The sequence below is a fragment of the Enterobacter sp. EC_50 genome (assembly GCF_019584525.1).
Taxonomy (GTDB): Bacteria; Pseudomonadota; Gammaproteobacteria; order Enterobacterales; family Enterobacteriaceae; genus Enterobacter; species Enterobacter roggenkampii.
Genome location: NZ_VDAF01000029.1, coordinates 1 through 12,295 on the forward strand (window position 1 = coordinate 1; position 12,295 = coordinate 12,295).

The 12,295-nt window shown below is 56.9% G+C and carries 13 protein-coding genes; 4 read left to right on the top strand and 9 right to left on the bottom strand.

Annotated features, from left to right (window positions below):
• Positions 1-253: 253 nt before the first annotated feature.
• Entirely contained in the window at positions 254-760 is a 507-nt protein-coding gene (gene cpxP, locus FHC48_RS19910) for a cell-envelope stress modulator CpxP (protein WP_059363895.1), read from the bottom strand.
• 150 nt (positions 761-910) lie between these two features.
• On the opposite strand from cpxP, the gene cpxR reads away from it, so the two are divergent.
• Positions 911-1,609 (top strand): envelope stress response regulator transcription factor CpxR, encoded by a 699-nt coding sequence (cpxR, locus tag FHC48_RS19915; protein ID WP_006179159.1) that lies wholly within the window; start codon positions 911-913, stop codon positions 1,607-1,609.
• Positions 1,606-2,979, top strand: a complete 1,374-nt coding sequence (cpxA, locus tag FHC48_RS19920) for an envelope stress sensor histidine kinase CpxA (protein WP_003862003.1) — start codon at positions 1,606-1,608, stop codon at positions 2,977-2,979. Before cpxR ends, cpxA begins: the two co-directional genes overlap by 4 nt.
• Before the next feature lie 53 nt (positions 2,980-3,032).
• Here the strand turns inward: cpxA and yiiM are convergent, their stop codons facing one another.
• The 6 genes from yiiM to FHC48_RS19950 form a co-directional block, all read right to left on the bottom strand.
• Positions 3,033-3,707, bottom strand: coding sequence for a 6-hydroxyaminopurine reductase (gene yiiM, locus FHC48_RS19925; protein WP_008501820.1), 675 nt, complete (start codon positions 3,705-3,707; stop codon positions 3,033-3,035).
• 71 nt (positions 3,708-3,778) lie between these two features.
• Positions 3,779-4,399 (bottom strand): superoxide dismutase [Mn], encoded by a 621-nt coding sequence (gene sodA / locus FHC48_RS19930; protein WP_003861999.1) that lies wholly within the window; start codon positions 4,397-4,399, stop codon positions 3,779-3,781.
• Positions 4,400-4,561: 162 nt separating this feature from the next.
• Entirely contained in the window at positions 4,562-5,827 is a 1,266-nt protein-coding gene (locus tag FHC48_RS19935) for an MFS transporter (RefSeq protein WP_044597445.1), read from the bottom strand.
• Positions 5,828-5,871: 44 nt separating this feature from the next.
• The gene (locus FHC48_RS19940; protein WP_059363894.1) at positions 5,872-7,995 is read right to left on the bottom strand and encodes an alpha-galactosidase; all 2,124 of its coding nucleotides are present in this window, start codon (positions 7,993-7,995) and stop codon (positions 5,872-5,874) included.
• A gap of 103 nt (positions 7,996-8,098) precedes the next feature.
• On the bottom strand, positions 8,099-9,094 hold the full coding sequence (locus FHC48_RS19945) for a LacI family DNA-binding transcriptional regulator (RefSeq protein WP_059363892.1): 996 nt from the start codon (positions 9,092-9,094) through the stop codon (positions 8,099-8,101).
• Between the two features lie 17 nt (positions 9,095-9,111).
• Positions 9,112-9,660 carry a helix-turn-helix domain-containing protein gene (locus tag FHC48_RS19950; RefSeq protein ID WP_059363890.1) on the bottom strand — a complete coding sequence of 183 codons (549 nt, stop codon included), beginning with the start codon at positions 9,658-9,660 and terminating at the stop codon, positions 9,112-9,114.
• Between the two features lie 102 nt (positions 9,661-9,762).
• Between FHC48_RS19950 and FHC48_RS19955 the strand changes: the two genes are divergently transcribed.
• Both FHC48_RS19955 and FHC48_RS19960 read left to right on the top strand, forming a co-directional pair.
• On the top strand, positions 9,763-10,422 hold the full coding sequence (locus FHC48_RS19955; RefSeq protein WP_023293608.1) for an AzlC family ABC transporter permease: 660 nt from the start codon (positions 9,763-9,765) through the stop codon (positions 10,420-10,422).
• The gene (locus tag FHC48_RS19960; RefSeq protein ID WP_023618141.1) at positions 10,422-10,745 is read left to right on the top strand and encodes an AzlD domain-containing protein; all 324 of its coding nucleotides are present in this window, start codon (positions 10,422-10,424) and stop codon (positions 10,743-10,745) included. Before FHC48_RS19955 ends, FHC48_RS19960 begins: the two co-directional genes overlap by 1 nt.
• A 40-nt stretch (positions 10,746-10,785) precedes the next feature.
• On the opposite strand, the gene FHC48_RS19965 is transcribed toward FHC48_RS19960, so the two are convergent.
• Together FHC48_RS19965 and fdhD are read right to left on the bottom strand one after the other, a co-directional pair.
• On the bottom strand, positions 10,786-11,004 hold the full coding sequence (locus tag FHC48_RS19965) for a YdgH/BhsA/McbA-like domain containing protein (RefSeq protein ID WP_220418926.1): 219 nt from the start codon (positions 11,002-11,004) through the stop codon (positions 10,786-10,788).
• Between the two features lie 114 nt (positions 11,005-11,118).
• Positions 11,119-11,955 carry a formate dehydrogenase accessory sulfurtransferase FdhD gene (gene fdhD, locus FHC48_RS19970; protein WP_023326326.1) on the bottom strand — a complete coding sequence of 279 codons (837 nt, stop codon included), beginning with the start codon at positions 11,953-11,955 and terminating at the stop codon, positions 11,119-11,121.
• Positions 11,956-12,295 lie beyond the last annotated feature (340 nt).

The following is a 12,295-nucleotide window of genomic DNA, read 5'->3' on the forward strand; positions in this document are numbered from 1 at the left end:
TGCTGAATTCACTATCGGCGAAGGTGAGTTGATGGCTCATGATGTCCCTCTGGGATGCGCTCCGGATGAATATGATGATCTCATATCAGGAACTTGTTCGCACCTTCCCTAATACTATCTACCCTCACTGAAATCCAAAAAAAGCCTCAACGCTAATCAATAACCTAACTTATTATATCGGCTAATGATAAAAAAAACCCCCACATCATGTGGGGGAAGACAGGGATGGTGTCTATGGCAAGGAAAACAGGGTTTACTGGTTACTACGGGTACTGCTATTGCTACTGAAAAACGAGGTTTCTGAGCTTCGCTGCATCCGTGCAACCTCACGCAGCTGATCCATACGCTGCTGATGTTTGGTGTTCAAAACCGCTTGCTGCTCCGGCGTTAGCAGGTGGAACATCTGGTTGCGGACCTTCGCCATCTCTACCTGGCGAGCAACCTGTTCCTGTGCCATTTTTTCGGCCTGAGCGCGCACAGCGCTTTCGTCAAAATTTTCTGCGGTGACAAGGCGATGCATTGTCTCCATTTCGCTAACATTAACAGGGGGCTGGTAGTGTCTCGCCCTCTGCATCAGATCTCGCATCTGTTGACGCTGATGTTCGGTTAAACTTATGCCGTCAAACATATGGCTTTGGCTACTGTGCTGCGTTGTGTCCTCTTGTGAGGAACCGTTATCGCTGATGATAGCTACAGCAGCCTGGCTAAACGCACTGAACGCCAGCGTTGAGGCCATGACGGCAGCGGTAACTTTGCGCATCACTTGCTCCCAAAATCTTTCGTGTCGCGATTCAACGAGAGACAGTCTACGATTCAGGCTGCAAACATGCGTCAGGGGGTGTAAAACAACGTAAAGTCATGGATTAGACAGCCTTGATGTCGTAATTTCTGCCTCGGAGGTATTTAAACAATGAATAAAATCCTGTTAGTTGATGATGACCGAGAGCTCACATCCCTTTTAAAGGAGTTGCTCGACATGGAAGGTTTCAACGTCCTGGTTGCCCATGATGGCGAGCAGGCGCTGAGTCTCCTTGACGACAGCATCGATTTACTTTTGCTCGACGTGATGATGCCGAAGAAAAACGGCATTGATACGCTGAAAGAGCTTCGCCAGACACACCAGACTCCCGTTATCATGCTGACCGCGCGCGGCAGCGAACTCGACCGCGTACTCGGCCTTGAGCTGGGTGCGGATGACTATTTACCGAAGCCGTTTAACGACCGCGAACTGGTCGCCCGTATTCGCGCGATCCTGCGTCGTTCCCACTGGAGCGAGCAGCAGCAGAATACCGACAACAGCTCGCCTACCCTTGAAGTCGACTCCCTGAGCCTGAATCCGGGCCGCCAGGAAGCGAGCTTTGATGGCCAGACGCTCGAACTCACCGGCACCGAGTTCACCCTGCTGTATCTGCTGGCACAGCACCTCGGCCAGGTGGTATCGCGTGAACATTTAAGTCAGGAAGTGCTGGGCAAGCGTCTTACCCCGTTTGACCGCGCCATCGACATGCACATCTCTAACCTGCGCCGTAAGCTGCCGGAGCGTAAAGACGGTCACCCATGGTTTAAAACCCTGCGTGGTCGCGGTTATCTGATGGTTTCCGCTTCATGATAGGAAGCTTAACCGCCCGCATCTTCGCCATCTTCTGGTTGACGCTGGCACTGGTTTTAATGCTCGTACTGATGTTGCCAAAACTCGACTCACGCCAGATGACGGAGCTGCTCGACAGCGAGCAACGTCAGGGCGTGATGATCGAGCAGCACGTGGAAGCCGAGCTGGCAAACGATCCGCCAAACGATTTGATGTGGTGGCGCAGACTGTTTCGCGCTATCGACAAGTGGGCGCCGCCCGGACAACGCCTGCTGCTGGTGACCAGCGAAGGCCGCGTGATTGGCGCCGATCGCAATGAAATGCAGATCATCCGCAACTTCATTGGCCAGGCAGATAATGCCGATCACCCCCAGAAGAAAAAATATGGCCGCGTAGAGATGGTGGGGCCGTTCTCCGTCAGAGATGGCGAGGATAACTATCAGCTCTACCTGATTCGCCCCGCGAGCAGCTCCCAGTCCGATTTTATCAACCTGCTGTTTGACCGCCCTCTCCTGCTGCTGATTGTCACGATGCTGGTCAGCTCGCCGCTGCTGTTATGGCTGGCGTGGAGCCTGGCAAAACCCGCACGTAAGCTGAAAAACGCCGCCGACGAAGTGGCGCAGGGCAACCTGAGGCAGCACCCTGAACTGGAGTCCGGACCGCAGGAGTTCCTGGCCGCCGGGACCAGTTTTAACCAGATGGTGAGCGCGCTCGATCGCATGATGACGGCCCAGCAGCGCCTGCTGTCGGATATCTCGCACGAACTGCGTACCCCGCTCACGCGCTTACAGCTGGGTACCGCCCTGCTGCGTCGCCGCAGCGGAGAAAGCAAAGAGCTGGAGCGCATCGAAACCGAAGCGCATCGTCTGGACAGCATGATCAACGATCTGCTGGTCATGTCGCGCAATCAGCAGAAAAACGCGCTGGTGAGCGAAACGGTGAAAGCCAATCATCTGTGGCATGAAGTGCTGGATAACGCGGCGTTCGAAGCGGAGCAGATGGGCAAATCCTTCACCGTTAACTTCCCGCCGGGTCCATGGCCGCTGTACGGTAACCCCAACGCGCTGGAAAGCGCGCTGGAAAATATCGTGCGTAACGCCCTGCGCTACTCGCACACGAAGATTGAGGTGGCGTTCTCGGTGGATAAAGACGGGATCACCGTCATCGTCGACGACGACGGTCCTGGCGTCAGCCCGGAAGACCGCGAGCAGATCTTCCGTCCGTTCTACCGCACCGACGAGGCGCGCGACCGGGAATCGGGCGGTACGGGACTGGGGCTGGCGATTGTGGAAACCGCCATGCAGCAGCACCGCGGCTGGGTGAAAGCCGACGACAGCCCGCTGGGTGGTCTGCGGTTAACGCTGTGGCTACCGTTGTATAAGCGTTCGTAGCTGTTAGTGCCGGGTGGCGGCTTCGCCTTACCCGGCCTACTTTTTACGGAGGTCTATTTACCCCACAATCTCCGGGAATTATCCTCGATCTTGCTGCTTAAACGCCGTTTCTGCATCGTTCTTGTCCAGCTGGTCGACAGCCCCGCCGCCGACAGCAGGCGATGATACTGCTCGTCATCAAACGGCATATGCCACGCAATGGCGCAGGCGTCGTAAACAGACACCTCACTCAGGCGTGATACCAGCTCAAGCGGCGCATCCGCTGAAACCTGCCCAGCCAACACCACCCGGTACAGCCAGCCGGTTTTACCCGCGCTTTGCATCTGAGCCGACATGTCATGAATGCCGAAATGGTAGTTGAGCTTGAAGCACGGCGAGCGCGGCTGCGTCACCTGAATCAGGGCATCGCCCCAGCGGTAGATATCACCAATAAACACGTTCTTTTCGGTGAGCCCTTCAGTGGAGAGATTTTCACCAAACGCGGGAGCAACGAAGAGATCCGCCTGCTCGGGGAACTCCGCCTTCCAGTGCTGATAGTGCTCGCGCGGATAGTGGCACAGCGCGCGCTCCGGCCCGCCGTGGATCTTCTTTTCGGCCTGCTCGTCACCCGCAAGCCCGAGGTCGGTTAACGTCAGCTCACCGTCGACCTGAATTTTGGCGATGGCGCTCGGGCGGCTGCCGTCGTACTCCCTTACCTTGCCTGTAAATACATTCACCGGATAATGCATCGCTGCCTCCATTACGCAGATACAAAAAAAGCGAGCCATCAGACTCGCTTCTCACAGGCGTCAATGCAACCTTATTTTTTAGCGGCGAAACGCGCTGCTGCTTCGTCCCAGTTCACCACGTCCCAGAACGCTTTAATGTAGTCCGGGCGACGGTTCTGGAATTTCAGGTAGTAAGCGTGTTCCCACACGTCCAGACCCAGGATTGGGAAGCCGGATGCGCCAGAGATCGCTTCACCCATCAGCGGGGAGTCCTGGTTCGCGGTAGAAACCACGGCCAGTTTGTCACCTTTCAGTACCAGCCACGCCCAGCCAGAGCCGAAGCGGGTTGCAGCGGCTTTCTCGAACTCCGCTTTGAAGTTGTCAACGGAACCGAAGTCGCGCTCGATAGCCGCTTTCAGGTCGCCCTGCAGGGTAGTACCGGTTTTCAGGCCTTTCCAGAACAGGCTGTGGTTAGCGTGACCGCCCGCGTTGTTGCGCAGCACGGTTTTCTTGTCCGCTGGCAGCTGGTCCAGCTTGGTGATCAGCTCTTCAACAGGCAGGTTAGCGAACTCAGGCAGGCTTTCCAGCGCGGCGTTCGCGTTGTTCACGTAGGTCTGGTGGTGTTTAGTATGATGGATTTCCATCGTCTGCTTGTCGAAATGCGGTTCCAGTGCGTCGTAGGCATACGGCAGGGATGGCAGTGTATAACTCATAATCCTCTCCATTATTGTCGGGCGGCACAGCTGTTAATGCCGCGTAAGCAGTTGGTTCATTATAGTTAATTAAATGATATTGAAAATGATTATCAATGCCGTAGTTTTTATAAGGTTATTCATTTTTTGACCAACGCCGGAATAGTGAATGGGTTCAGGGTGTTAATGGACTTCTAGCGCCTTATTGCCCGCCGCTATCTCCTCCCTGCTGCTGAGCGTAAACGCCGACACCACCGTAATCGCCAGCACGAAACAGCCCAGCATCAGGTATGTCTCCTGGAAACCGATCCGGTCATACATATTCCCGGCAAACGCGGAGAGAAAAATCGCCGCCGACTGTTTCGCGAACTGGAAGCCAATCAGATAGATAGTCGCCGAAAGACGCGTATCAAACACCCCGGTGATGTACTTGAAGGCCCCCACCAGCAGGAACGGGACCTCCAGTGCGTGCAGCATCTTCAGGGCAATCACTTCTACGGCGGTGGTGGCAAACGACGAGCCGATAATGCGCGTCGCCATAATCACCCCGGCGATCAGCAGCGTGTTTTTCGCGCCGATGCGGTTAATGATCCACGGCGAACAAAACATGATGATCGCATTGCAGATTTCCCCGGCAGTGGTCGCAAAACCAAAGGCGCGAGTGCCCTCCTGCGGCGTGGTGAAGAACGTTTTGAAGAAGGTAGCAAACTGCTGGTCGAAGACGTCGTAGACGCAGGCCACACCAATCACGTACAGAATAAACATCCACATTCTGCGCTGACGGAACAGGCTAAAGACCGTTTTCGCGGTGATCTGCGGCTGGTTGGCACCCAGCGCATTCATCACCTGCGCCGTCTGGTTGGGTCTTGGCTTTGCGACCACCAGCAATAGCATCAACAGCAGCGCCGCCCCCGACCCCATCCAGAAAACATACGACGGATCGATGCCGAACAGGATCCCGCCCGTGGAGGCGCACAGCCCCCAGCCGAGGCAGCCAAACATGCGCGCCTTGCCGTACTCAAAGAAACTGTTACGGCTCACGCGTTCAATGTAGGCCTCAATGGCTCCTGAGCCCGCCGAAAAGACAAAGCCGATATAAATGCCGCCGCTCAGCGCGCCCAGCCAGATGCTGGCTTTCAGTAACGGCGCAAAGACGTAGAGGAAGAAAGGGGCAAACAGGAACAGCAGCACGGAGATGATCCACAGCAGGTGTTTTTTCAGCCCCAGTTTATCCGAGATCACCCCAAGCACCGGCTGGAAGGCAATGGCCGAGAGTGAGATGCAGGAGAAGACGATGCCGGTATGGGTTTTATTGAGGCCGATGATATCCGACAGCCAGATCGGCAGGAACGGAAAGCAGGTGGCCATGATGAAAAAGTAGAGAAAGAAGAACAGCCCGAAAATCCAGAAATTAGGGTTGTCTTTGTGGGTACAGGTTGTTGTGTTCATTATTTTTATCCTCAACGGAGGGCCAGTTTCCCGGCCCGTCACCTTTACACGCGTTCCACGCCAATCAGGATGGCGCTTTCCGGATCGAGAATCGGCAGCGCAATGCCCGCCTGCATCAGCCACTCACCGCTCGCCGTTTGCGGCGTTTCCATCCACGCCGGCAGCTTGCGCATGGTATGGCCTCCTTCACCGGTGATGTGAATATCAGGGTGATCGAGCAGCGAAATACGATACTGCGCGCTGGCCTCAAGCCCCGGCATGCGCAGCGGCATCATCAACGTGTAGTCCGGCATGGCAAGCTGGCTGACGATAAACAGTCCCTGCGTTTTATCTTCGCTCACAATACCCTGTGCCAGCGTAGTGGCATCCGGCATATCCACGCGCCAGTGGGTGCCCTGATGGATAACCTCGCGCCACTGCTTATACAGCGCGGCGTAACGGCGATAACCTTCGCGCTCCTGCTCATCAACGGTGAGGGGATCCAGTTCCAGCCCCATATGGCCAAACAGCGCCGTCAGACCGCGAAATTCAATGCTGTGCTGGCGGAAGGTGGCGTGACATTTATGATGACCGATATGCGCCCCCATCACCTCCGGCGGAAAGAAGTAGCTCATGCCGCGCTGGATAGCGTTGCGCTCCAGCGCATCGTTGTTGTCCGAGGCCCAGAAGCGGTGGCAGCGCGTCAGCACCTCATAATCAATTCGCCCCCCGCCGGAGGAGCAGGATTCAAATTCGACGTGCGGGAAACGCTTGCCCAGCACGTCCAGCAGACGATAAAACTGGCGGGTTTGCGCGTCGGCGGCGGCCTTTCCGTCGTGACCCGGCTGCACCAGCTCACGGTTCATGTCCCACTTCACGTAGTCGACCTCATGTTCACCCAGAAGCCAGCTCATGCGCTCCACCAGGTAATCAAACGCCTGCGGAATGTTCAGGTTAAGCACCAGCTGGTGCCGCCCGGTATGTTGCCTGTAGCCGGGCAACGCCAGCACCCAGTCGGGATGCGCACGATAAAGATCGGAATCCGGGTTAATCATCTCCGGCTCAACCCAGATGCCAAACGCCATGCCGAGCTGTTTCACATGGCTGATGACCGGCGTGAGGCCGTTCGGGTACTTCTTCTCGTCCAGATACCAGTCACCCAGCGCGGCGTAGTCGTCGTTGCGACCTTTGAACCAGCCGTCGTCGATGATAAAGCGCTCCACGCCCAGCTCGGCCGCCTCGTCGGCCATGCGCATGATGTAGTCCGGGTCGTGGTTAAAGTAGATGCCTTCCCAGGTATTGAGGTGAACCGGGCGCGGTTTGTTTTCGGGGAAGCGGATAACGTTGTCGCGAAGGTAATGGTGAAACTGCTGGCTCATGCCGTTCAGGCCCTGCGCGGAGTAGCTTGCATACAGGCGCGGCGTCCAGAGCGTGTCGCCCTCCTCAATCGCCATTTCGCCCGGCAGGTAGAGGGCTTCAGCCTGCAGATAGCGGCGGCCGTCGGTTTTGGCTTCCGCACGCAGGCGGTGGTTGCCGCTCCAGCCCAGATGCACGCCCCAGACGTCGCCGTGCATTTCGCTGAACGACGGCGTACCGGCAATCAGCGCCGGGAAGTGTTCATGGGAGGTTTTACCCCGGCGGTTTTCAATCACAAAGCTGTCGTGCTCAAGCGTCACGCGGTGCGGCTGAAATTCCCGGATCCAGCGTCCGTGGAAGGCCATCACCTCCCGTGCGCGTTCGGCCACGGGTAGCGTTATGGCAAAACGGTCCACCTGCCACGCCTGCGCTTTCAGGTTGGTTAAGCCGTGACGCACCGCCAGCACACCGCTGGCGTCCAGCGCCAGCTCGCTGGTCAGCCGCAGGCCCGCATGTTCATCTTCTGCCGTAATCGTCAGGGTTTGCCCCTGCTGCTGGACGTCTGTGGTGCTAAAGAGAGGTGAACCGTCCAGGCCCAGACGATGCCCTTCAATACCGGGCGACCCAAACAGGCCGTGCCCCAGCTCGGCCATCAGCGTGACCGGAGAATCCACATCCAGCCTGCCGTTGGCAACTGGCCGGGAAAGGGTTTCAGCATTCTGCGGCGAAAAGTGCTGAAGATGCGGCCCCCAGTAAATAATTTCGGCGAACGGGTACGTTTTTATCACCACATCCACCGTCGCGCTTTCGAGTCGTAAAATGGAATCTTGCATCAGACATCTCCTGTCATGGGATGCCTTGAGTTTTGATCCGAAACGTTTCGGATACAAACCAAAACGTTTCGGATTTGTGATCGGGTTTAGAAAATGGAGAGATTCAGGCCGTCTGGCCGGGAGAGAATTCGGGCTGCCAGAGCACCTGGAGCTGCTCGATCGCCTCGCCGTTGATCAGCTGGCGAACCATATCGGCAATCTGTTTCCCGACGCCCTGACGGGTGGACTGGATCACTGCCGCCACGTCAGCATCGACGATGCTATCCTGCGGAAGCCCGTCATAAACCACCAGCGCAACGGCGTTCTCGCCGGTCAGGCGGCCCAGCTCCGCCAGCGCCATCGCCGCGCCGTCGCCGTGAGTGTTGCAGTCGGTAATGATGGCCGTGGGCGGCTGCGACAGCGAGAGAAGCTCTTTCGTGGTGGCATACCCCACCCGGCGTGAAGGGGGCATGGCGCGCAGCCATTCGCTGGAAAGCCCGGCTTCCCGCAACGCGTCCAGATAGCCCTGACGGCGCTGGGTGATGAATGCCTGATTGTTGCTTTCGCCCAGCAGGGCAATGCGCTGATGGCCTTTTCCGATCAGCCAGCGGGTCGCATTGTACGTACCGGCATAGTTGTCGAAGTCGAACCACGCGTACGGCTGCGGGAGATGGCTGCGCCCGAGCGCCAGGAAAGGAAAACCGGCCGCCTGCAGTTGCTCAAGACGGGGATCGCGATCCAGCGTGTGGGCCACGATCAGCGCATCCACGCGGCGGCTTTGCACCATGCGCATATAGCTGTGTTTATCGGCCAGATCGTCATCGGCAATCAGCAACAAATCGATTTCATGTCGCGCCAGTTCGTGGCTAATTTCGCCGACCATGTCCATAAATACGCTGTTATTGAGCGGAACAGGATGGACCGGGAACACCAGCCCAACGGCGTCAATTTTGCCCATCTTCAGGCGGCGGGCGAAGGTGTTCGGTCGGTAACCACGGCGCTGGGCCTCTGCTTCCACGCGTGCGCGCGTCTCGGCGGAGACGTCGTCATATCCGTTGAGGGCGCGGCTGACGGTGGTGACCGACAGCCCCAGTTCTTTGGCAATGGCTTTAAGCGACATGAGTTTCCGTATCTCTGTTAGTTTTGTTCCGCCACCAGCAGCGCGTAAGTGTCTGGCTCCAGGGCCTTGAAGATGTGCGGCTGGTCGGCGGGATAACAAATGTAATCCCCTGCGCCGAGCTCTTCCGCCGCGTCGAGCAGGCCGACCAGCGCCCGCCCCTGCGTCACAATAATATGTTCCACCGAGCCCGGCGGATGCGGCTGAGAAAGACGGTCTGCGCCCGGTTGGGTCATCAGAAGATAGATATCGCGGCGCGCGCCGGGAGGGCATGCCGCCAGCAAAATGGCTTCATAATTAGCCTCTCCGGCGACCACTTTCGTCCCTTCACCACGGCGTATCACCTGCGTGGTCGGTAGCTGCGGCTCAAGCAAACGGGCGAAAGGAATATCCAGCGCCACGCAGAGCGACCACAGCGTTTCCAGGCTAGGGTTACCGTTGCCGGACTCCAGCTGGGAAAGCGTGGATTTTGCGATCCCGGCACGGCGGGCAATTTCCGCCAGTGAAAGCCCGGTTCGCAGGCGTTCTCGCACCAGACTTTTGGCGATCAGGCTGATCGGCTGCGTCATATAACGGCCTCTTGTTCTATAAAACGAACGAATCGTTCGCCTTGAAAATCAGTTTCGTTGCGTTCATTATAATGGATACACGTTCGATATGGCTAAAATTGTATGAAGCATCATCTCTCTTGTCTGAAAGGCGACACCATAAAAGCAATCATTCTGGTCTGCCTGGCGGTGGGCGTGGTCGGGATGTCCTACGGCTCGCTGGCGATGGCCTACGGTTTCCCGGTCTGGGTGCCGTTTGTGCTCTCCATTACCGTGCTGGCGGGCGCGTCTGAGTTCATGTTTATCGGCATCGTGGCGAGCGGCGGCAATCCGCTGGCGGCCGCGGCGGCAGGTTTGCTGGTCAACGCGCGCCACGTGCCGTTTGGCGTGACGGTGCGTGAGCTGGTGGGCAAGCGCGGTCTGAGCCTGCTGGGCTGCCACATCATGAACGATGAAAGCGTGGTGTTTGGCCTGTCGCAAAAAACCGCCGAGCAGCGTAAAGCCGCCTACTGGCTGTGCGGCTTAGGCGTCGCCCTCGTCTGGCCGCTTGGCGCGCTGTTGGGGGCTATGGTCGGCAAGCTGCTGCCCGACCCGGAGACCATCGGGCTGGATGCGGTATTCCCGGCGATACTGCTGGCGTTAGTGGTTCCCGCATTTAAAAACCGTACCACGCTGATCCGCGCCTGCAGCGGCGCCGTGTTATCGCTCGCCGCCGTGCCGTTTGCCCCGGTGGGATTACCGGTACTGCTCTCTTTACTCGGTCTTGCCGCGAGGAAAAAATAATGGAAAACATGACGATCTTTATTCTCGGCATCGCCATTCTTTCTGCCGGAACCTATTTAATGCGCCTTGGCGGCGCCAAACTCGGCAACCGGCTGGCGCTGTCGGAGCGTTCTCAGGCGCTGCTGTCAGATGCGGCAACGGTATTGCTGTTCTCCGTGGCGCTGGCGACCACCTTTTATGAGGGAGAACACTTCGCGGGCATGGCGCGCGTGCTGGGCGTGGCGTTTGCGGTGTTTTTAGCCTGGCGGAAAATGCCGTTAATCGTGGTCATTGTGGCTGCGGCGGTGGTGACGGCATTGCTGCGTGTGGCGGGCATAAACTAAAAAAGCGCCCCGGGGGCGCTCTTTCGACGGTGTGACTCGCTTATTTGTTCAGTTCAGCAGTCATGTGTACGCGGTTACCGGTGAATGCCTGGGTAATTTTGTACGAAGACGCGCCCGCTTCCTGAGCCTGAGCCTGAGCCGCGATTTTCGCTTCTGCACCATCAATGGTAGAGGCGGTTGCGGTTACGGTCTGCGCAGCGAAAGAACCAAAAGAAGTAGCCAGAGCGATTACAGCGACAAAAGTTTTGATGCTTTTCATAATATAAACCCTTTCATTAAGTTGTTTAGGTAAGGCACCATGCCTTGATGAGATAAATACTAGACCTCATCGCGAACAACTAAAAGCGGAAGGATTTGCTATTATCATTCAAAATTACTGATTAACTATTAATCGCTGTGGATGGGTATAAATGGTTGCCCTTCCCGGCTTGCAGAAACCCACCAGCGTCAGGTTGCAGCGCTCGGCCACCTCCACCGCCAGCGTCGTTGCCGCCGACACGGCAAACAGGATCTCCACCCCGCACATCGCCGATTTTTGCACCATCTCATAGCTGGCGCGGCTGGAAACGAGTGCGGCGCCCTGCTGCCAAACCTCACTTTCACGCGCACGACGACCGAGCAGCTTATCCAGCGCCACGTGGCGGCCCACGTCTTCATGCCCACCGGCAATCTCTCCCGACGGCAATACCCACGCCGCCGCGTGCGTGCAGCCGCTGAGCTGGCCGATAGGCTGTACATCGTTGAGGTGCTCAAGCGCAGGGTCGAGGTGCGCCAGATTAAAGGTCTGAGTAAACGGCAGTGGTGAAACAGGTTTGCCAATATCGTTGAGCTGCTCAACGCCGCACACGCCGCAGCCGGTACGCCCGGCCAGCGCGCGTCGACGCTCTTTCAGCCCCATAAAGCGGCGGCTGGAGAGCTCGATTTGCACTTCCAGGCCGTTGCAGGCCTGCACCACGTCCATGCCATAGATATCTTGCGGATGCTCGATGATGCCTTCCGAGAGGGAAAAACCGATGGCGAACAGCTCAAGATCTTTCGGAGACGCCATCATCACCACATGCGATATGCCGTTGTAAACGAGCGCAACGGGCACTTCTTCGGCCAGAAAATCGGGTATGGCATCGGTTATGTGGGGCGGTCGGTGTACCGACAGTTCCACAATGCCGGCAGGCAGGGGTGACGAGTGGGGATCACGGTTTTGTTTAGACACAGCGGTATTCCTGAACAACCACGGAAGCGAGCGTGCTATTGCAGCATAAACCACAGGCTGTACGCATAGTATGGATCAACTTTTCGACAACCATTCTCCTACTCATTTAGCAGGGGTGCAACCTGCCACCGGCTACACCGCTTTAACATGCAGAGCTGTTAACGTGATCAATATCACACTTTATAATCAACATGGTGATAATACGTTCACTTTGTATTAACGCCATTAGAACAGCTGTACCGACAATGTGGTATTCTGATGATATCCCTCGTGGAATTGAGGGATTAACGCAAATTTTTTCCTTTGCGGTCATTCTTCAACCGCGAAGTCAAAACTACAT

Excerpts from the sequence above, each read along its gene's own strand:
- FHC48_RS19965 (WP_220418926.1), bottom strand. The coding sequence starts at position 11,004 with ATGAAAAGCATCAAAACTTTTGTCGCTGTAATCGCTCTGGCTACTTCT.
- cpxR (WP_006179159.1), top strand. The coding sequence starts at position 911 with ATGAATAAAATCCTGTTAGTTGATGATGACCGAGAGCTCACATCCCTT.
- FHC48_RS19935 (WP_044597445.1), bottom strand. The coding sequence starts at position 5,827 with ATGAACACAACAACCTGTACCCACAAAGACAACCCTAATTTCTGGATT.
- FHC48_RS19955 (WP_023293608.1), top strand. The coding sequence starts at position 9,763 with ATGAAGCATCATCTCTCTTGTCTGAAAGGCGACACCATAAAAGCAATC.
- sodA (WP_003861999.1), bottom strand. The coding sequence starts at position 4,399 with ATGAGTTATACACTGCCATCCCTGCCGTATGCCTACGACGCACTGGAA.
- FHC48_RS19940 (WP_059363894.1), bottom strand. The coding sequence starts at position 7,995 with ATGCAAGATTCCATTTTACGACTCGAAAGCGCGACGGTGGATGTGGTG.
- FHC48_RS19945 (WP_059363892.1), bottom strand. The coding sequence starts at position 9,094 with ATGTCGCTTAAAGCCATTGCCAAAGAACTGGGGCTGTCGGTCACCACC.
- cpxP (WP_059363895.1), bottom strand. The coding sequence starts at position 760 with ATGCGCAAAGTTACCGCTGCCGTCATGGCCTCAACGCTGGCGTTCAGT.
- FHC48_RS19950 (WP_059363890.1), bottom strand. The coding sequence starts at position 9,660 with ATGACGCAGCCGATCAGCCTGATCGCCAAAAGTCTGGTGCGAGAACGC.
- cpxA (WP_003862003.1), top strand. The coding sequence starts at position 1,606 with ATGATAGGAAGCTTAACCGCCCGCATCTTCGCCATCTTCTGGTTGACG.
- FHC48_RS19960 (WP_023618141.1), top strand. The coding sequence starts at position 10,422 with ATGGAAAACATGACGATCTTTATTCTCGGCATCGCCATTCTTTCTGCC.
- yiiM (WP_008501820.1), bottom strand. The coding sequence starts at position 3,707 with ATGCATTATCCGGTGAATGTATTTACAGGCAAGGTAAGGGAGTACGAC.